General features: G+C 73.2%; 16 protein-coding genes. 12 read left to right on the top strand and 4 right to left on the bottom strand.

The window, feature by feature from the left end; all coding sequences use genetic code 11:
- Positions 1 to 190: 190 nt before the first annotated feature.
- From ABT263_RS30440 to ABT263_RS30430, 3 genes are all read right to left on the bottom strand, one after another.
- Entirely contained in the window at positions 191 to 1534 is a 1344-nt protein-coding gene (locus ABT263_RS30440) for a helix-turn-helix domain-containing protein (protein ID WP_352295220.1), read from the bottom strand.
- Between the two features lie 123 nt (positions 1535 to 1657).
- The gene (locus ABT263_RS30435; RefSeq protein ID WP_352295218.1) at positions 1658 to 2338 is read right to left on the bottom strand and encodes a class I SAM-dependent methyltransferase; all 681 of its coding nucleotides are present in this window, start codon (positions 2336 to 2338) and stop codon (positions 1658 to 1660) included.
- Between the two features lie 156 nt (positions 2339 to 2494).
- Positions 2495 to 2956 carry a glycine-rich domain-containing protein gene (locus ABT263_RS30430; protein WP_352295216.1) on the bottom strand — a complete coding sequence of 154 codons (462 nt, stop codon included), beginning with the start codon at positions 2954 to 2956 and terminating at the stop codon, positions 2495 to 2497.
- Positions 2957 to 3474: 518 nt separating this feature from the next.
- On the opposite strand from ABT263_RS30430, the gene ABT263_RS30425 reads away from it, so the two are divergent.
- From ABT263_RS30425 to ABT263_RS30395, 7 genes are all read left to right on the top strand, one after another.
- A complete protein-coding gene (locus tag ABT263_RS30425; protein ID WP_352295214.1) occupies positions 3475 to 4902 on the top strand; it encodes an efflux RND transporter periplasmic adaptor subunit in 1428 nt (475 codons plus the stop codon).
- Positions 4902 to 5723 (top strand): ABC transporter ATP-binding protein, encoded by an 822-nt coding sequence (locus ABT263_RS30420; RefSeq protein WP_352295212.1) that lies wholly within the window; start codon positions 4902 to 4904, stop codon positions 5721 to 5723. The genes ABT263_RS30425 and ABT263_RS30420 overlap by 1 nt, the downstream gene beginning before the upstream one ends.
- On the top strand, positions 5720 to 6931 hold the full coding sequence (locus tag ABT263_RS30415) for an ABC transporter permease (protein WP_329488895.1): 1212 nt from the start codon (positions 5720 to 5722) through the stop codon (positions 6929 to 6931). Before ABT263_RS30420 ends, ABT263_RS30415 begins: the two co-directional genes overlap by 4 nt.
- Positions 6932 to 6948: 17 nt before the next feature.
- Complete coding sequence (locus ABT263_RS30410) at positions 6949 to 7602, top strand: hypothetical protein (RefSeq protein WP_352295210.1); 654 nt, start codon at positions 6949 to 6951, stop codon at positions 7600 to 7602.
- Positions 7603 to 8100: 498 nt separating this feature from the next.
- Complete coding sequence (locus ABT263_RS30405; protein ID WP_352295224.1) at positions 8101 to 8853, top strand: response regulator transcription factor; 753 nt, start codon at positions 8101 to 8103, stop codon at positions 8851 to 8853.
- Positions 8854 to 8862: 9 nt separating this feature from the next.
- Positions 8863 to 10356, top strand: coding sequence for a sensor histidine kinase (locus ABT263_RS30400; protein WP_352295208.1), 1494 nt, complete (start codon positions 8863 to 8865; stop codon positions 10354 to 10356).
- A 124-nt stretch (positions 10357 to 10480) separates the two neighbouring features.
- Positions 10481 to 11092 carry a Uma2 family endonuclease gene (locus ABT263_RS30395; protein ID WP_352295206.1) on the top strand — a complete coding sequence of 204 codons (612 nt, stop codon included), beginning with the start codon at positions 10481 to 10483 and terminating at the stop codon, positions 11090 to 11092.
- Here the strand turns inward: ABT263_RS30395 and ABT263_RS30390 are convergent.
- Positions 11070 to 11747, bottom strand: coding sequence for a helix-turn-helix transcriptional regulator (locus ABT263_RS30390; RefSeq protein WP_352295204.1), 678 nt, complete (start codon positions 11745 to 11747; stop codon positions 11070 to 11072). The genes ABT263_RS30395 and ABT263_RS30390 overlap by 23 nt on opposite strands.
- 57 nt (positions 11748 to 11804) lie before the next feature.
- On the opposite strand from ABT263_RS30390, the gene ABT263_RS30385 reads away from it, so the two are divergent.
- The 5 genes from ABT263_RS30385 to cydD all read left to right on the top strand — a co-directional run bounded on the left by ABT263_RS30385 (position 11805) and on the right by cydD (position 19796).
- Positions 11805 to 12692 carry an oxidoreductase gene (locus ABT263_RS30385; RefSeq protein ID WP_352295203.1) on the top strand — a complete coding sequence of 296 codons (888 nt, stop codon included), beginning with the start codon at positions 11805 to 11807 and terminating at the stop codon, positions 12690 to 12692.
- A 179-nt stretch (positions 12693 to 12871) separates the two neighbouring features.
- The gene (locus ABT263_RS30380; protein WP_352295201.1) at positions 12872 to 13255 is read left to right on the top strand and encodes a VOC family protein; all 384 of its coding nucleotides are present in this window, start codon (positions 12872 to 12874) and stop codon (positions 13253 to 13255) included.
- 341 nt (positions 13256 to 13596) lie between these two features.
- Entirely contained in the window at positions 13597 to 15141 is a 1545-nt protein-coding gene (locus ABT263_RS30375; RefSeq protein WP_352295199.1) for a cytochrome ubiquinol oxidase subunit I, read from the top strand.
- An 83-nt stretch (positions 15142 to 15224) separates the two neighbouring features.
- Complete coding sequence (gene cydB / locus ABT263_RS30370) at positions 15225 to 16250, top strand: cytochrome d ubiquinol oxidase subunit II (protein ID WP_352295197.1); 1026 nt, start codon at positions 15225 to 15227, stop codon at positions 16248 to 16250.
- Positions 16251 to 16253: 3 nt separating this feature from the next.
- Complete coding sequence (gene cydD / locus ABT263_RS30365) at positions 16254 to 19796, top strand: thiol reductant ABC exporter subunit CydD (protein ID WP_352295195.1); 3543 nt, start codon at positions 16254 to 16256, stop codon at positions 19794 to 19796.
- The last annotated feature ends 21 nt before the right edge of the window (positions 19797 to 19817 follow it).

Genomic DNA, 19817 nt, shown 5'->3' with positions numbered 1-19817 from the left:
CCGGCGGGGGGGGCCCCCCCGCGCGGGGGGGGTTCCCGGGGGTGGGGGGGGGGGGGGCGGGGGGGGGGGGGCGGGGCCCCCGGGGGGGGGGGGGGGCCCGGGGGGGGCCCCCACCCCCCACTCCAGGCTCACTGGGATTGGCCCCGACGCGGTCGCACCGCAGCTGTAGGCGGACTTGGCCTTGCCGCGTCTAAGCGTCGAATGCGCCAGTTCGGGCGGCGAAGGCGCGTAGTCCGGGGAGGCGGGCCGAGGAGTGCACGAGGCCGGACGTGATCGCGCGAACCGACGGCCGGCGCAGCTCTTCGGGCGCCACGCGTTCCATGGCCTGCAACGCCGCGTAGGTCCGACCGTCGTCCCCCAAAGCGGTCCAGAGCCGGGCGGCGTCGGTGTAGAACCGAGCCCGCCGTTCCTGCGTCGGAAGGCGAGCAGGGTCGAGGGCACGGGCGTGGGAAACCCCGGAGTCCGGGTCGTTGAGCGTTGTGGCGATGCCGATCCGGTAGAGCGTCACTTGCTCTGGGGTGGCCTCTACAGTGAACAACTCTCCTGTACGCCCTGAGGGAATCCGCTGGGCCAGCAGTTCCGCCTCGTCGATCAGCTCGTTGGCGGTACGGCCGTCTCCTCCGGTCGCAGCGGTATAGGCAGCGGTCAGGAGCAGTGTGGTGCGGACGGCGCGTAGGTCGTCCTCGCGCCCGGCCTGTGCGTGCAGGTTGTTCGCGGTCGAGGTGAGGAGTTGGACGGCAGAGGTGATGCGTCCGGAGCGGCGCATGGTGATGGCGAGCACCCGGGCTGCCTCTCCGACCACGACGGGTGAGCCGGAGGCGCGGGCTGCGGTCAGAGCGCGGTCAGCCGTGGCCCAGGCGTAGTCGGCGCTCTCCTTGACCGCCAGCTCGGTCGCAAGCACGTAGGAGTGGGCGATGGCCGCGCACGCTCGCTCACGTGCCAGGCCGGTACCAGTGTTCCGCGCTGCCTCCGCTCCGCTGATCAATGCGGGCAAGGTGTGGCGCAGACGGGAGTAGCGGGCTGCGCGGAAGTCGGCGCGGGCGGTGGCGAGCGCGCCTGCGAGGCCGGGCAGCGGAGTGGGCGGGCCCGGGGCGAACAGCGCCTCTTCCAGTGGGTCTCCGCCGATGCCGGACTTCTTGGCAGCCGTCACCGCGTCGGCCTGCTCGGTGCCGATGACCACTGCGCCCACGCCTGCGGCTCCCGCCGCGAGGAATCGCCTTCGCCGCACCTCGTCCTCCGACTTTTGGTGACCTGTCGTCACCCTAGTAGCAACCGTGCTGCCGGGGGGCGCAGTCCGCGTGTGTCGGGCCGGGTGGTCGCGGCGGAGTCCGAGGTGGGTTGGCGGGATGTCCAGGAACTCCGCGATGCGGAGCAGGGCGCCGTCGGCCACTGCCATCTGTCCTCGCAGGATCCGGGACATGGCCGAGGCGGAGTAGCCGGCGTGCGCGCCCACTTCCGCAAGGGTCACCCGCTTCACCGCCCGGGCGGCCCGCAGGATGGCCGGTACGTCGACGACCGTCTCTGTGCGAGACACGATCCCTCCCCGGAGCCGACAGGAACTCAACGGTAGTGACGGTCAGGGGGCGCTCATAAGGGCGTGCACCGCGGGCAAGGCCCCCTGTCCTTCCCGACGGTTGTCCTGATTCGTTGATCGTGTTCAGCGCCCGGTCGAGGCCTCTGCCGTCAGCAGCAGAGTCCCCAGGGCGCCGCTCTCCCGGGCCGGAATCACCTGTGCGCCGATGTGGGTGAAGCCGTGGCGCTTGAGCAGATCGGTCCACTGTTCGGTGGTGTACTGCCAGCGCAGGACCGTCAGTTCGGTCTCGTGGCCCTCCAGCCACTTCCCTCCCATGGCCTGGGCGCCGTATGTTCCGGCAGCCGGTTCCCGGTGGGAGAACGCGAAGGTACCGCCCGGGGCCAGCCGCTTGGCGACCCGGGGAAACAATTCGTCGGGGTCGGTGAACCAGACCGCGCCCCAGGTCGAGTAGATCGCGTCGAACGACCTCACCTCCTCGTCCAGGAACGCGCAGGCCTCGGCGTGGACGAACTCCAGCGCCGACAGATCGGTCCAGAACGCCCGGGCGCGCTCGACCTGGACGAGTGAGAAGTCCACGGCGACAACCTCCACCCCTTCCCTCGCGAGGAACGCCGCGTTCTCACCCTCGGCGGGTCCGAGGTCGAGTGCTGTCCCCGGATTTCCCAGGATCTCCGCACCCGGTCCGTGACCGGGGACACCGGTCCAGTCGAATTGGTTCGCTTCGGGACGGGCCTGAGGGCCGTCCCCGCGGTGGGGCCGGTACCTGTCCCAGTACTCCGGGGCGGTTCGGGGCGCGCTGGACATGGGTGCTCTCCGGGGCGACGAGGTGGGCGGTGCCGTGTCGAATCCGGCGACAACCTACCGGCGCGTGCTCCCGGGAAAGAGGGGAAAGGAGGCAATTCAGTCGGATGGGGCCCGGAGGCGCGAATCGCCTCCGGGCGCCGGGGTCGGCCCTACAGGTCAGTGGCAGTTGGAGCCGGGGCTGCACGGGCCGCACTTGGCGTAGTCCGCCTCCCACAGCTTCCAGTCCACCTCGAACCCGTTGTCCGCGATGATCTGGGCCGTCCGTTCCACGGAGCCGTCGTACTTGAACGCGATCTCCGGGATGTGTTCCAGGAACCGGCCGCCGAAGTGCTCGGCACAGAACTCGCGGTAGTTCCTGGTGTCGAGGATGAAGACGTGGACGGCGATGTCCACGATCCGGCCGCAGCACATCTCCAGGCCCTGGCCCCACTTCTCCATGGCCGTGATGAGGTAGCAGACGGCCGCGCCGAACAGCCGGGTGGCCATCACCTCGTCGAAGGGGTGGTCGCGCATCAGCAGGGCGATCTCGCGCTCCCACACCTCGGGCTTCACGAAGTCCCGGGGCGCGCGCGGTTTGTGGGCGATCAGGTCGATCGGCTCGATGGCGGTGGCGGTCATGTGGTGCTCCTCTCGATGAGGTCGAGTGGTGCGAGGCGGCGGCGTGCTCCTCCCGGCGGGCGGACGGGAGTCCGGTCGGGAAGGGGCGATGACTGAATGCTCCGCCGCGACGGGCTCCGCCGTCGGGCGCGATACGGGTCGATCGCCGCGTTCATCGCCCGCACCCATGACGCTAGCCATCTCGGCGGAGTGCCTCAATGAGCATCCACTGCTGCGCATCGCGTGTGCGAGGACCGCACACCGTGTGCGTGCTCAAGCGCGGAGGTGCGGCGGCAGGCCGTTCGGCTTGCCCGACCGCTCCGATGGGGCGTGCCAGGGCCGGGCCCGTGCCCCCCGGGCTGCCGGATGGCTGGGGATGGCTGGGAAGGGGCTGGGAGTTCGGCCAACGGTTGGGCGGGGGTGGGCAAGGTGAGGGCAGGGGGCGGGTGGAGCGTGGCGGAATGCCCGGATTCGGCCGGTCAGGGTTCTCCCAGGTCGCGCCCAGGGTGCCGCAAGAGCGCCCGGCGAAGCTGTGCGGCATGAAGGTGCTTCCGCGACGGCGTGGTGCCGTCCTCCTGAACTCCGCACTGGGCGTGGCCCTGGTGGGCGCCGTGGCCCTGGCGTACACCACGTTGGACAGCGGGACGGAGAAGGCGGCCGGCAAGGCCCAGGTCCGTACCGCGACCGTGGTCAAGGGCACGGTCCTGGCCACCGTGTCCGGAACCGGCACGCTCGCCTCGCCGACCGACGCCGCCCAGGACTTCACCACGGGCGGGAAGCTGACCGCCGTCAAGGTCGCGGTGGGCGACACCGTGACCAAGGGACAGGTGCTGGCCACCGTCGACACCACGGCGGCCCAGCAGCAGGTGGACGCCGCCCAGTCGGCGCTGACCACGGCCAACGCCAACCTGACCAAGGCGCGGGCCGGTGTCACCACCACGACCACCCAGCAGATCCCGGGCAGCTCGAACAAGTCCTCCAGCGGCTCCAGGGGCTCGTCCAACGACTCCACCGGTGGCGGCACCGGTGGCGGGGAACGGGGAGCGGGCGCGAGCAGCGCGCCCGCTCCCCAGACCACCCCCGTCCCGCAGACCACCACGATCACCACCACCAAGGTGGACGAGGCGGCCGTGGCCCAGGCCCAGCAGCAGGTCGCCACCGCGCAGACCAACCTGGCCAACGCCCAGGCCGCGCTGGCCGGTACGACGCTCACCGCCTCGGTGGACGGCACGGTCGCGTCCGTCTCCAACAAGGTCGGCGACACGCTGGGCGGCGGCACCGGGAGCAGCGGCACCGGGAGCGCCGCCAAGTCCACCGGGACCACCACCGGCTCCGGCGCCCCGAGCGGCTTCATCGTGCTGACCAACCCGACCGGGATGCAGGTCACCGCCAACTTCTCCGAGCTGGACTCGCTGAAGCTCAAGAAGGGCGAGTCGGCCACCGTCGCGCTGAACGCGCAGTCCGACACCAAGCTCAACGCCACCGTGCTGTCCGTCAGTTCGCTGCCGGTGAGCAGTGGCGGCAGCGGCGGCGCGGCCGCCGTCCAGTACGCGGCGACGCTGCAGATCACCGGCGACACCAGCAAGCTGCGCACCGGCCTCAGCGCGACCGTCTCGGTGGTCACCGGCGAGGCAGACAACGCGCTCTCGCTGCCCACCGCCGCCCTGGCGGGCACCGGCACCAGCCGGACGGCGACCCTGGTGCAGCCGGACGGCTCCAGCGAGCGGGTCACCGTCGAGGTGGGCGTCGAGGGCGACACCACCGTGCAGGTGGTCTCCGGGCTGAAGGAGGGCGACAAGGTCGAACTCGCCACCACCAGCGGGACCAACGGCTTCCCGAACGGATCCTTCCCGGGCCTGACCGGTGGCCAGGGCAACCGCGGCGGCACGGGAGCCGGCGGCACGGCCGGCGTGGCAGGCGTCGGCGCGGCCGTCGGCGGCGGCACCGGCCGGGGCGGGAACCGCTGATGGGGCGCAGGACCGCTCCCGCGCCCCAGGGCACCGCGGCGGCGCCCCCGGTCATCCAGATCCGCCGGCTCACCAAGTCCTACGGCCACGGCGACGCCACCGTGCACGCGCTGCGCGGCCCGTCCGACCCGGCCACCGGCGAGCCGCTGGGCGTCGACCTGGACGTCGAGCAGGGCGACTTCGTCGCGGTGATGGGCAGTTCGGGCTCCGGCAAGTCCACCCTGATGAACATCCTCGGCTGCCTGGACGTGCCGACCGCCGGCCGCTACCTGCTGGACGGCATCGACGTCGGCCACCTGGACGAGCAGCAGCTCTCGCTGGTCCGCAACCGCAAGATCGGTTTCGTCTTCCAGTCCTTCAACCTCGTCCCCCGCACCACCGCGCTCGCCCAGGTCGAGCTGCCGCTCGCCTACGCGGGCGTGCGCAGCGCCGAGCGCCGGCGCCGGGCGCTGGCCGCGCTCTCCCTGGTCGGCCTCGCCGAGCGCTCCGGGCACCGGCCGGGCGAGCTCTCCGGCGGCCAGCAGCAGCGCGTCGCGGTGGCCCGGGCGCTGGTCACCGCGCCCGCGATGCTGCTCGCCGACGAGCCCACCGGCAACCTGGACAGCCGCTCCACCGACGAGGTGCTGGCCCTGATCGACGGCCTCAACGCGACCGGCCGCACGGTGGTGCTGATCACCCACGAGGACGAGGTCGCCCTGCACGCGAAGCGGGTGATCCGGCTGGTCGACGGCGCGGTCGTCAGCGACGTCCGGCAGGCTCCGGTGGAGGGTCCGCCGCCCGCCCTGCTCGCGGCCGCCGACCTCCAGGGGGTGCTCGCATGATCCTCTGGCAGATGCTCCGGTTCGCCGTCGGCGGCCTGGCCGCCAACAAGGTGCGGTCCGCCCTGACCATGCTGGGCGTGCTGATCGGCGTGGCCTCGGTGATCCTGCTGCTCGCGGTCGGCAACGGCTCCTCGGTGGCGGTCAAGGAGTCGATCACCTCGCTCGGCACCAACTCGCTGACGGTCACCGCCGGGTCCTCCTTCGGCGGCTCGCGCACCGCCTCCACCGCCAAGAAGCTCACGGTCGCCGACGCCAGGGCACTGGCGAGCGACCCGGAGGCGACCTCGATCAAGTCCGTCGCGCCGGTGGTCACCGCCAGCGGCACCGCGCTGTACGGGGACATCTCCTACAGCCCCGGCTCGATCGTCGGCACCTACCCCGCGTACTTCGAGACCGCCAACCTGAAGATCGGCCGGGGCGAGTACTTCACGGCCGACGACGTGCTCGGCTCCCGCAAGGTCGCGGTGCTCGGCGCCACCACCGCCAAGCAGCTGTTCGCCACCACCGACCCGGTCGGCAGGGCGATCACCGTCGGCGGCACCCCGCTCACCGTGGTGGGCGTGCTCCAGGCCAAGGGCGGCACCGGCTTCACCGATCCGGACGACGTGGTGATCGCGCCGCTGCCGACCGTGCAGAACGCCTTCACCGGCTTCGGCCCGGTCAGCCAGATCCTGGTGCAGGCCACCTCCGCCGAGACCACCACGGCCGCCCAGGCCGAGGTCACCCGGGTGCTGCTCGGCACCCACGCGATCGCCGACCCGAGCAAGGCGGACTTCCGGATCGGCAACCAGGCCTCGCTGCTCACGGCCCGGGAGTCGACCACCAAGACCTTCACCGTGCTGCTCGGCGCGGTGGCCGCGATCTCGCTGCTGGTCGGCGGGATCGGCATCACCAACATCATGCTGGTCACCGTCACCGAGCGGACCAGGGAGATCGGCATCCGCAAGGCGCTCGGCGCCCCGCGCGTGGCGATCCTCGGGCAGTTCCTCGTCGAGTCCACCCTGCTGTCGGTGATCGGGGCCGGACTCGGGGTGCTGGCCGGGCTCGCCGGATCGCACTTCTCCGTCGTCGGCATCAAGCCGGTGGTGATTCCCGAGTCGGTGCTCGGCGCGTTCGGCATCGCCGTCGCCATCGGCCTGTTCTTCGGCAGCTACCCCGCCAACCGGGCCGCCTCGCTGCGCCCGATCGACGCCCTCCGCCACGAGTGACCAAGGACCCGCAGACCATGAGCAACGAGATCGAGCCGCGCACCCCCGCCGAGCAGGTGGTCCTGCTCTCCACCGCGCCGGACGCCCGGGACGTCACCGCCGAGCTGGCCGCGCCACCGCGCCGCCGGCTGCCGTGGCCGACCCTCGTCCTGGCCGGCGCCGTGCTCGCCACGGCGGCCTTCGCGGGCGGCGTCTGGTACCAGCAGGGCCACGGCTCCACCGGCTCCGGCAAGTCGGCGGCGGCGGGGCAGCAGCCCCGGGCGGCGGCCTCCGCCTTCGGGGGCGGGCAGAACGGCACCCGCCGGGGCGGCCAGGGCACCGGTCAGGGCGCGGGTCAGGGCGGTGGCCAGGGCGCGCAGGGCGGCTTCACCCGGGGCACCGTCAAGGCCGTCGACGGCACCACCGTCTACCTGACCGACGCCAACGGCAACACCGTCAAGGTGACCACCGGCGACGCCACCAAGGTCCAGCTCAACAAGGAGGGCAAGGTCACCGACCTGCAGCCCGGTCAGAGCGTCACCGTGGTCGGCACCCCGGGCGCCGACGGCGGGTACGCCGCCACCCAGCTCGTCGAGGGCGCCGCCGGCTTCGGCGCGGGCGGCGCGGGCGGCTTCGGCGGCGGCGCCGGTGGCCGGGGGACCCAGAACCAGACCCAGAAGCCTCCCTCCTAGCCCGTCCACGGGTGGGAGGGGGCCTGGCGGCTGACCCCGCAGCCCCCAGGCGCCCGCGCGGCCCGGCCGAACCTCCTCCGGCGGCCGGGCCGCGCGCTGTCCGTGCCCGGGTGGCGTGCCGGGCCAGGGGCCGCGCGGTGTCCGTGCCCGCGCGGTGAGTCCGTACCCTGGGTCACGCGCGGCCTTCACCGGCCGGGAACCGCCCGGCCTCCAGCCGGGAGCCGACCGCCCCGGTCCGGAACCGCCCGGCCTCCGGCCCGGGAACGGCTCCGCGCCGCCCCGGCCGCGCGGCGCCTCCGCCCTGTCCACCGGCTCGTACGCACACCATCCAGCCCGACCGTGCGGGCTCGTTCGCCCAAATCCGCCCGCTAAGGTGTTAATCCAACATTCATCGACGGCGCATAGCCTCCCCGGGCTAGCCTCAAGCTGAACGCCATCGTCCGACCGGGAGGCGGAACCCCCGTGCAAGGCACTGTGTCCACACCTGGCAGCTCCGCCGTGGCCGGCGGCCCGGGCGAGGCGTTCCTCCTCGTCGTCGACGACGAGCCCAACATCCGGGAGCTGCTCTCCGCCTCCCTGCGCTTCTCCGGCTTCCGGGTGGCCTCCGCCGCCAGCGGTACCGAGGCGCTCGAACTGATCGCCGTCGAACGCCCCGACCTCGTCGTCCTCGACGTGATGCTGCCCGACCTGGACGGCTTCACCGTGGTCGAGCGGCTGCGCGAGCAGACCACCCGGGGCCAGATAGCCGGGCCCGCCCACGGCCACCCCGGCGACCACCTGCCGGTGCTCTTCCTGACCGCCAAGGACGGCGTCGGCGACAAGGTCCAGGGCCTGGCCGCCGGCGCGGACGACTACGTCACCAAGCCGTTCAGCCTGGAGGAGCTGATCGCCCGGATCCGGGCCATCCTGCGCCGGGCCGGCGGCCCCGCCGAGGACGGCCGACTGGTCGTCGCCGACCTCACGCTGGACCCGATCGCCCACGAGGTGACCCGCGGCGGCACCCCGGTCGCGCTCTCGCCGACCGAGTTCAAGCTGCTGCACTACCTGATGGCCAACGTCGGCCGGGTGGTCTCCAAGGCGCAGATCCTCGACCACGTCTGGGCCTACGACTTCGGCGGGGACCTCTCCATCGTCGAGTCCTACATCTCCTACCTGCGCCGCAAGCTCGACTCCGGCCCCGCGCACGGTCCCAAGCTGATCCACACCGTCCGCGGCATCGGCTACGCGCTGCGCCGGCCGCCGCAGAGCTGACCGCCCCCCGTGTTCCCCCGCTTCTCGCTGCGTGTCCGGCTGCTCGTCCTCGTCCTCGCCCTGGTCACCACCGGGCTCGCGGTCAGTGACGCCGTCGTGCTCGGCACCGTCCGGATGCAGCTGGTGGAGCGGCTCGACGACCAGTTGCAGCGCTTCGCCGAACCGCTCTCGCACCGCGCCCCCGGCCGGACGACCTGGCCGGAGAGCCGGCAGCCCTCGGTCGGCGGGAGGCGGCCCGCGGCGGCGCTGCCCAGCCAGTACCTGGTCCAGTACCTCTCGGCGGACGGCAAGGTCCAGCAGGTGGTCCGCCAGCCGGTCTCCGAGAACGACCCGGCGCCGCAGCTGGCCGGTCTCGACCCGGCGGCCGCCGCCCCGGACACCCCCTTCGACCTGCCCGACCAGCGCGGCCAGCGCAGCTGGCGCACGCTCGTCCTGCCGCTCCAGCGGCCGCCCGCCCTCGGCCCCGCTCCCCCCAGCGCCTTCGCCGTGCCGACCCCCACCCCCGCGTACCTGATGGTCGCGGTCTCCCGGGAGGACATCGACGCCACCGTCGCCCGGCTGCGCACCTCCTTCCTGGCGATCGGCGGCGCGGTGCTGGTGCTGATCGCGGCCCTCGGCTTCTTCGCCGTCCGGGCCGGGATGCGGCCGCTGCGCCGGATCGAGGAGGGCGCCGAGCGGATCGCCTCCGGCGAGCTGTCGCACCGGATGCCCGAGCTCGCCACCCGCACCGAGGTCGGCCGGCTGTCCGCCGCCCTCAACGCGATGCTCACCCAGATCGAGGCCGCGTTCGCCGCCCGGGCCGAGTCCGAGGCACGGATGCGGCGGTTCGTCGCCGACGCCTCGCACGAGCTGCGGACCCCGCTGGCCGGCATCCGCGGCTTCGCCGAGCTGTACCGGATGGGGGCGCTGCCCACCGAGGCGGACGTCCAGCGGACGATGTTCCGGATCGAGAGCGAGGCCGTCCGGATGGGCGCCCTGGTCGAGGACCTGCTGGTGCTCGCCCGGCTCGACGAGGAACGCCCGCTCGACCTCGCGCCGATGGACCTGCGCACCCTCGCCGCGGACGCCCTGCACGACCTCACCGCCCTCGACCCGTCCCGCCCGGTCGCCCTCACCGGTCCGTCCGGCACCGGCGCGCCCGGCCCCGCACCGGTGCTCGGCGACGAGGCGAGGCTGCGTCAGGTGGTCACCAACCTGGTCGGCAACGCCGTCAAGCACACCCCGCCCGGCACGCCGGTGCGGATCGGCGTCGGCACCGCCGAGGGCCTCTGCCTGCTGGAGGTCGCCGACTCCGGTCCCGGCCTCACCGAGGAGCAGGCCGTCCGGGTGTTCCACCGCTTCTACCGGGTGGACGCCTCGCGCAGCCGCCACGACGGCGGCGGCGCCGGCCTCGGCCTCGCCATCGCCACCGCGCTCACCCACGCCCACGGCGGCACCCTCACCCTCCACACCGCCCCCGGCACCGGCGCCACCTTCCGCGTGGAGATCCCCCACCAGCGCTGAAACCGCCCGTTCGGGTGAACCGGCCTGGTTCTCTCCGCCCGGTCTCCGGTCGTGTGCGACCGTACGGCTGCGGCTTGATGCGGATCGCGCGAGCCGACCACACTGGACGGGAAGAGGTGTCCCAATGACCGCGCTCGTAGCCGAGGAGACCGTCGTGGACCTGGACCAGGCGCTGTGGCAGGTGTGGAAGGAGATGGACGTCCCTGAGGGCATCAGGGCGGAGATCATCGAGGGAGCCATCGAGATGTCGCCCACCGGCGGGCACCGCCATTTCAGCGTCAACCGGCGGGTGAGTCGGGCCCTGGACAGGTATCTGGGAGGCGGCGGCTATGGCCCCGCCCAGGACGGCAACGTGATCGCCGGGCTCAAGGTGCTGATCCCGGACGTTTTCGTGGCGCCCGACGACGTGGACGAGATCGAGCACCCCGAGGGCCTCGGGGTGCTCGCCTCCGGAGTAGTCCTGGTGGTCGAGACCGTCTCCCCCGGCAGTGCGGCCCGCCGCCGTGATCTCGTCCTCAAGCCCCGCGCCTACGCGACCGCCGGCATTCCGGTGTACGTGATCATCGACGACTTCGACGACGGCGGCGCCGTCACCGTCCTGACCGGCCCCGACATCGAGCGCGGTGCCTACGCCCGTTCGGTCCGGACGCCGTACGGGGAGGAGGCGGTCGTGCCGGAGGGGCCCGCGAAGGGGTTCGTGATCGGGCCGGAGATCACCGGTGGGCGGCGGGAGTGACGCCGTCCTCCAGCAGTTCCCGGGCGAGCAGGCCGGCCTGGAAGCGGGAGGTGGCGCCGAGGGTCGTCATCAGGTCGGCGACCCGCCGGCGGTAGGTGCGCAGCGAGAGGCCGAGCAGGCGGGCGCCGGTCTCGTCGGTGTGGCCGGTCGCGAGGGCGCTCAGGATCTGCCGGGCCTGCTCGGTGAGGTGCGGCGGCCGGGCGCAGTCGGCGAGGTCGGTGGCGGTCTCCCAGGCGGCGCGGAACAGCGAGCGCACGCCGTCGACGACCTCCGGCGACCGCACCACGGTGTACGTCCGCACGCCCCGCACCGGGGCGCCGGCCAGGATCGCGGTGCGCCGGTCGATGATGATCGCCTCGCGCGCGAGCGGTCCGTCGCTGATCCGGACCTCGATGCCGGTGCCGGCGATCCTCTCCAGCCGCCGGTGCGACTCCGGATCGGCCAGGGCGCGCCGGGTGTACAGCTTGCGCATGGCGAGCCCGGGGACGAGGTGCGGCCGCTTGCCCTCCGCGAAGGCGGCGTTGACGCCCGACGACCAGGTCAGCAGGTCGGTGGCGGCGACCAGGAACTCCTCACGCGAGGCGACGAAGAGGTGGCCGGCCCGCTGGACGAGCTCCCGCTCGCCGTGCAGGGTGATGATCGGGTCGGTGCTCATGGCAGCAACATGCCAGATCGGTCGGGCGACGGGCGAGCCGGGCGGAGGCTTACCGACATGACGACCACCTCCCACGCCTCGGCCGCCGGCTCCCTCCTGCTCGGCGGCGACCTGCCGATCGCCCGGATGGGCTTCGGCGCGATGAAGCTGCCCGCCCGCGACTGGGACGGCCCGGCCTGCGACCCCGTGCGGAGCCTCGCCGTGCTGCGCCGGGCGGTCGAGCTCGGTGTCGACCACATCGACACCGCCTGGTTCTACTTCCACGAGGACGTCTCGGCGAACGGCCTGATCCGCGAGGCCCTGCACCCGTACCGCGACGGCCTGGTGATCGCCACCAAGGTGGGCCCCGGCCGCAACCCCGACGGCAGCTGGCTGGAGCCGGCCGGTCCGGCGGAGCTGCGCGCGGCCGTCCACCGCAACCTGCGTGAGCTGGGGGTGGACCGGCTCGACCTGGTCTACCTGCGGCGGATGCCCAGCCTGCGGTCGATCGCGACGTCCTTCGCGGCGCTGGCGGAGCTGCGGGAGGAGGGGCTGGTCCGGCACCTCGGGGTCAGCAACGTGGACGCTGCCCAGCTCGCCGAGGCCGAGGCGATCGCACCGGTGACCGCCGTGCAGAACCGGTTCAGCGTGCTGGAGCACTCGGCGGAGGACGCGGCGCTGCTGGCGGACTGCACCGCGCGGGGCATCGCCTTCGTGCCGTTCTTCCCGCTCGGCGGCTCCGGGGTGCCCGAGGACCCGGCGCTCCAGCGGGTGGCCGAGCGGCACGGCGCCACCCGGGCGCAGGTGATGGTGGCCTGGCTGCTGGCGGTCTCCCCCTCGATCCTGGCCATCCCGGGCACCTCCTCGCCGGTCCATCTGGAGGAGAACATCGCGGCCGCCTCGCTGCGGCTGGGCGCCGAGGACCTGGCGGAGCTGGCGGCACTGGCGGCGCCGGTCCGGCCGTGATCCCCGCGTGAGCGCAGCGGTATGACGGTCCGGCGGGTCCGACCGGTCCGACCGGTCCGGCGGGGGCTGGTCGGCGGGTGCCGCCGCGGCCTAGGATCCCGGTACGGCATCGCGTGTCGGTCACCGTCCGGGTGAGGCATGGAGGTAGCCCGTGAGTGCCTTACGGAGGCATTCGAAGCATGACAATCCAGCTCGATCACACCATCGTTCACGCCCGGGACAACCGGGAATCCGCCGCCTTCCTGGCGGCCGTCCTCGGCCTTGAGGTCGGGACGGCCTGGGGGCCGTTCGTCCCGGTCGCAACGGGCAACGGGGTGACCCTCGACTTCGCGTCCGTCCCGGCGGAGGCGATCGCCCCGCAGCACTACGCCTTCCTCGTCTCCGACGAGGAGTTCGACGCCGCCTTCGCCCGGATCGAGGCGGGCGGCATCGCCTACTACGCCGACCCGCAGTTGAAGCTGCCCGGCGAGATCAACCGCCACCACGGCGGCCGGGGGCTGTACTTCTTCGACCCGGCCGGCCACGGCATGGAGATCATCACCCGCCCCTACGGCAACCGCTAGACGCCGGGCCCGTGCCCGGCCGGGTCACCACCCGGCCGGGCACGGTCGCGCGTGCCGCGGCGATGGGCCGAATGTCAAGCGCCGGATCGTCCAAGATCGTTCCGTGAGTCGCCCGGGCGCTCGTTGTGGCAGGCCAGGGCCGGTCCGCAGACTGTGCGCACGGCATCGCCGGTCAATCCCACCCCGCCTGCAAACCACTCGTAAGCATGATGGATACTGGCCCTTGTGAACGTGTTCACGTTCACAAGCGGACTAGCTTGCACGGGTACGCAGCGGTCTACAGCTATAGATGAAGTTTGTCCGGAAAGTGACCTTCGAGGTCGGGTCGGAGAGAGGGCGACGTGGAACTGGCAATCGCTCACGAAACCATCGCGCGTTGGCAATTCGGCATCACCACCGTCTACCACTTCCTCTTCGTACCGCTCACCATCAGCCTGGCCGCCCTCGTGGCCGGACTGGAGACCGCCTGGGTCCGGACGGACAAGGAGAAGTACTTCCACGCCACGAAGTTCTGGGGGAAGCTCTTCCTGATCAACATCGCGATGGGCGTGGTCACCGGCATCGTCCAGGAGTTCCAGTTCGGGATGAACTGGTCGGACTACTCCCGCTTCGTCGGTGACGTCTTCGGCGCCCCGCTCGCGATGGAGGCGCTGATCGCCTTCTTCTTCGAGTCGACCTTCATCGGGCTCTGGATCTTCGGCTGGGACAAGCTGCCGAGGAAGCTGCACTGCGCCTGCATGTGGATGGTCTCGCTCGGCACCGTGCTCTCCGCCTACTTCATCCTGGCGGCCAACTCCTGGATGCAGCACCCGGGCGGCTACTCGGTCGACCCGGCCACCGGGAAGGCGCAGCTCACCGACATCGCCCGGGTGCTGTTCCAGGACACCACCGTCACCGTCGTCCTGCACACCCTGACCGCCGCCTTCCTCACCGGCGCGGCCTTCATGGTCGGCATCGCCTCCTTCCACCTCTGGAAGGCCAAGCGCCGGCCGGAGGCCGCCGACCCCAAGCGGGTCGCGGTGATGCGGACCTCGCTGCGGCTCGGCCTGGTCCTCGCGGTGGTCTTCGGTCTCGGCACCGCCCTCAGCGGCGACTCGCTCGCCAAGGTGATGTTCCGCCAGCAGCCGATGAAGATGGCCGCCGCCGAGGCGCTCTGGGACAGCCAGGCCCCGGCGCCGTTCTCGGTCTTCGCGGTCGGCGACGTCGGCAAGGGCCACAACTCGGTCGAGCTGGAGATCCCCGGGATACTCTCCTTCCTCGCCAACAGCGACTTCAGCTCCTCCGTCCCCGGCATCAACGACACCGCCAACGCCGAGGCCGCCCGGTACGGCGGGGACCCGAAGGACTACATCCCGAGCATCTTCGTCACCTACTGGGGCTTCCGCCTCATGATCGGCTTCGGGATGACCTCCTTCGTGGCGGGGGTGATCGGGCTCTGGACCACCCGGCGGAAGTGGCTGCTGGCACCGGAGTTCCGCACCGGCGACACCGAGGTGCCGAGACTGATGCTGCTGCCGAAGCGCGAGCTCGGCCCGTTCCTCACCCAGTGGAGCTGGCGGATCGGCATCCTCACCATGGGGTTCCCGCTGATCGCCAACAGCTTCGGCTGGGTCTTCACCGAGATGGGCCGCCAGCCGTGGGCCGTCTTCGGGCTGATGACCACCGCGAGCGCGGTGTCGCCCAACGTCGGCATCGGGACCCAGATCGGGGCCCTGACCACCTTCACCGTGCTGTACGCGATCCTCGCCGTCATCGAGGTGCGGCTGCTGGTCAAGTACGCCAAGGCCGGGCCGGTCACCTCCGAGCGGCCGCCCACCGAGGACCCGACGCTGCGCGGCCCGTCCCCGGACGAGGACGCGGACAAGCCGCTCGCCTTCGCCTACTGAGCCCGGGCCCCCACCCGAGCCACCGGGCCCGCCCGGTTCACCGAGCCCCACCGCGGACTACCGAGGACTACTGAGGATCCGACATGCAACTCCACGACGTCTGGTTCGTCCTGATCGCCGTCCTGTGGATCGGCTACTTCTTCCTTGAGGGCTTCGACTTCGGCATCGGCATCCTCACCAAGCCGCTGGCCCGCTCCACCGCCGAGCGGCGGGTGCTGATCAACACCATCGGACCGGTCTGGGACGGCAACGAGGTCTGGCTGCTCACCGCCGGCGGCGCCACCTTCGCGGCCTTCCCGGACTGGTACGCGACGCTGTTCAGCGGCTTCTACATCCCGCTGCTGGTGATCCTGGTCTGCCTGATCGTGCGCGGGGTCGCCTTCGAGTACCGGGCCAAGCGCTCCGACGCGCGCTGGCAGCGGAACTGGGAGGAGGCCATCTTCTGGACGTCACTGCTCCCGGCCTTCCTCTGGGGCGTGGCCTTCGCCAACATCGTCCGCGGCGTCGACATCGACGCGCAGAAGAACGTCGTCGGCGGCTTCTGGGACCTGCTGAACCCGTACGCGCTGCTCGGCGGACTGGTCACGCTCACCCTCTTCACCTTCCACGGCGCGGTGTTCGCCGCGCTGAAGACGGTCGGGGAGATCCGCGACCGGGCCCGTGCCCTGGCGCTGCGACTCGGCCTGGTGACGGCGGTGCTGGCACTGGCCTTCCTGCTCTGGACCCAGGCCGACCACGGCAACGGCTGGAGCCTCGCCGTCCTGGCCGTCGCGGTGCTGACCCTGGCCGGCGCCCTGGTGGCCAACCAACTGGCCCGCGAGGGCTGGGCGTTCGTCCTCTCCGGGGCGACCATCGTGGCCGCGGTCGCGATGCTCTTCCTCTCGCTGTTCCCGGACGTGATGCCGTCCACCCTGAACCCGGAGTGGAGCCTGACCGTCACCAACGCCGCCTCCTCGCCGTACACGCTGAAGCTGATGACGATCGTCGCGGCCGTCTTCACCCCGCTCGTACTGCTCTACCAGGGCTGGACGTACTGGGTCTTCCGCAAGCGGATCGGCGTCCAGCACATCCCCGGGCACGACCCGGCCGCCGCGCTCGACCAGGGCTGAGCCGTGAAGCCCGTCGACCCCCGACTGCTCGGGTACGCCCGCACCACCCGCGCCTTCCTCGCCGGATCGGTCCTGCTCGGCGGGGCGGGGGCGGCCCTGGTGGTCGCCCAGGCGAGCCTGATCGCCGAGATCGTCGTCCGCGGCTTCCAGCAGCGGGCCGGCCTCGACGAGCTGACCGCGCCGCTGCTCTGGCTGGCGCTGACGGCGGTCGGCCGCGGGCTGGTCGGCTGGCTCACCGAACTCACCGCGCACCGCTCGGTGGCCCGGGTGAAGTCCACCCTGCGGCGCCGGCTGCTCGACCACGCCACCGCGCTCGGCCCGGCCCACCTGGCGGGCCGGCGCACCGGCGAACTCACCACCCTCGCCACCCGGGGCGTCGACGCGCTCGACGACTACTTCGCCCGCTACCTGCCGCAGCTGGCGCTCGCGGTGGTCGTCCCGGTGATCGTGCTGCTGCGGGTCGTCGGCGCCGACCTCACCTCGGCCGCGATCATCGCCGGGACGCTGCCGCTGATCCCGCTCTTCATGGCGCTGATCGGGATGGCCACCCAGAGCCGGATGGACCGGCAGTGGGAGACCCTCTCCCGGCTCTCGCACCACTTCCTGGACGTGGTCGCCGGCCTGCCCACGCTCAAGGTGTTCAACCGGGCCCGTACCCAGGCCGCCACCGTCGCCAGGATCACCGCCGACTACCGCCGGGCCACCCTGCGCACCCTGCGGATCGCCTTCATCTCCTCGTTCGCCCTGGAGCTGCTCTCCACCCTGTCGGTGGCGCTGGTCGCGGTCTCGATCGGCTTCCGGCTGGTGGACGGCACGCTCGACCTGGAGACCGGGCTGCTGATCCTGATCCTGGCGCCCGAGGTCTACGTCCCGATCCGCCAGGTCGGCGCGCTGTACCACTCCAGCGTGGAGGGGCTGACCGCGGCCGACGAGCTCTTCGCGGTGCTGGAGACCCCGCTGCCGCCGGCCGGGACCGCCCCCGCCCCCGCGCTCGCCGGCGCCCTCGTCGAGGCCGAGGGCCTCACCGTGCTGCACACCGGCCGGAGCGCACCGGCGCTGGACGCCGCCGGGCTGACCCTGCGGCCGGGCACCACCACCGCGCTCACCGGCCCGAGCGGGGCCGGCAAGTCCACCCTGCTCGCCGTCCTGCTCGGCCTCACCGCGCCGGACGCGGGCAGCGTCCGGATCACCGCCGCCGACGGGCGGACGTACCGGCTGGACGAGCTGGAGCCGGCGAGCTGGCGCTGGCAGATCGCGTGGGTGCCGCAGCACCCGCACCTGTTCGCCGGCACCGTCGCCGAGAACCTGCGGCTCTACCGGCCCGGCGCCGGCGAGGACGAGCTGTGGGCGGCGCTGGAGTCCGCGCACGCGCGGGACTTCGTGCGGCGGCTGCCGCACGGGCTCGCCACCGTGCTCGGGGAGGACGGCGCCGGCCTGTCGGCGGGCCAGCGCCAGCGGCTGGCGCTCGCCCGGGTGCTGCTCGCCGACGACCGGCCGCTGGTGCTGCTGGACGAGCCGACCGCCGGCCTGGACGGCGCTTCGGAGGCGGCCGTGGTGGACGCCGTCCGGGTGCTGGCCGCCGATCCGGCGCGCACCGTGCTGCTGGTCGCGCACCGGCCGGCGCTGCTGGCGGCGGCCGACCGGCTGGTCCGGCTGGAGGGGCCGCCGGCGCCCGCGGCCGCCGCACCGCCGCCCCGGCCCGCGCACGACGGGCGGCCGGTGCCGGCCGCCGACACCCCGCCGGAGGAGCCCGCCGGAGCGGCGACCGTACGGCCCCGACTGGCGCTCTCCGTCCTGCTCGGCGCGCTCGCGCTCGGCTGCGCGGTGGCGCTGATGGCCACCTCCGGCTACCTCATCTCCTACGCCTCCGAGATGCCGCCGGTGCTCTACCTGATGATGGCCGTCACCTCGGTGCGGGCCTTCGGCATCGGGCGCAGCGTGTTCCGCTACGCCGAGCGGCTGGTCTCCCACGACGCGGTGCTGCGCACCCTCGGCACCCTGCGGGCCGCCGTGTACCGCCGGCTGACCGTGCTGGCCCCGGCCGGGCTGCCGGCCTTCCGGCGCGGGGACCTGCTCTCCCGGCTGGTCGCCGACGTCGACGCCGTCCAGGACCACCACCTGCGCTGGCGGCTGCCGGCGGCGGTGGCCGCGGTGGTGTCGCTGGCCGCGACGGCGGCGATGGCCGCCTTCCTGCCCGCGGCCGGCCTGGTCCTCGGGCTGGGGCTGCTGCTGGCCGGGGCGGTGGTGCCCGCGCTGGCCGCCCGCTGGTCGGCCGGTGCCGAGCGGCGGCAGGCCCCGGCCCGCGGCCGGCTGGCCACCGCCGTCGTCGACACCCTCACCGGAACGGCCGAGCTCACGGTGGCCGGGGCGCTGCCGGGCCGGCTGGCCGCCGTCCGGTCCGCCGACGCCGCGCTGACCGGGCTGGCCGCCCGCTCGGCCGCCACCACCGCGCTCGGCACCGGGCTGGTCGCGCTGCTCACCGGGCTGACGGTGGCCGCCGCCGCGGCCGTCGGCATCCGGGGTGTGCAGAGCGGTGCGCTGGCACCGGTCTGCCTGGCGGTGGTCGTGCTGACCCCGCTGGCCGCCTTCGAGGCCGTCACCGGGATGCCGCTCGCCGTCCAGGCCCGCCGGCGCAGCCGGACCGCCTCGGCCCGGCTGGCCGAGGTGCTGGACGCGCCCGCCCCGGTCACCGAGCCCGCCGCCCCGGCTGCCCTGCCCGGGCAGCCGCTGCCGATCGCCGTCCGCGGGCTGACCGTCCGCCACCCCGGCCAGGAGGCGGACGCGCTGGTCGGCCTCGACCTGGACCTCGCCGCCGGCCGCCGGATCGCCGTGGTCGGCCCGTCCGGCTCCGGCAAGACCACGCTGGCCCAGGCGCTGCTGCGCTTCCTGGAGCCGGCGGCGGGCCGGATCACGTTCGCCGACGGCCGTCCACAGGCTGTGGACAGTCGGGAGCTGGCCGGGGACGACGTCCGCCGGGTGATCGGGCTCTGCGCCCAGGACGCGTACGTCTTCGACAGCTCGCTGCGGGAGAACCTGCGGCTGGCCCGGCCCTCGGCCGACGAGCGGGAGCTGCGCGCCGCGCTGGCCGCCGCCCGGCTGCTGGACTGGACGGACACCCTCCCGGAGGGCCTCGACACCATGGTCGGGGAGCACGGCGCCCGGCTCTCGGGCGGCCAGCGCCAGCGGCTCGCGCTCGCCCGGGCGCTGCTGGCCGACTTCCCGGTGCTCGTGCTGGACGAGCCCGCCGAGCACCTCGACCTGCCCACCGCCGACGCGCTCACCGCCGACCTGCTCGCCGCCACGGCCGGCCGGAGCACCGTGCTGATCACCCACCGGCTGGCCGGCCTCGACGACGGCTCCGTCGACGAGGTCCTGGTCCTGGACGGCGGCCGGGTGGTCGAACGCGGCACCTGGTCGGAGCTGGTCGCGGAGCCGGGCGGCCGGCTGCGGGCGATGTGGGAGCGCGAACGCGCCGCGGACGGCCCGGTGGCGGTGGGCGCGGCCGCAGCCGGTCGCCCTCCGGCCGCCGCGCCGACCTTCGGCTGAAAACCGTACAAACTACGCTCG

Origin of the sequence: Kitasatospora sp. NPDC001603 (assembly GCF_040298365.1) — a bacterium.
In the GTDB taxonomy this organism is placed as follows: Bacteria; Actinomycetota; Actinomycetes; order Streptomycetales; family Streptomycetaceae; genus Kitasatospora.
Note: the sequence above shows the minus strand (reverse complement) of the source record. Positions and strands in the feature narration are given on the sequence as shown.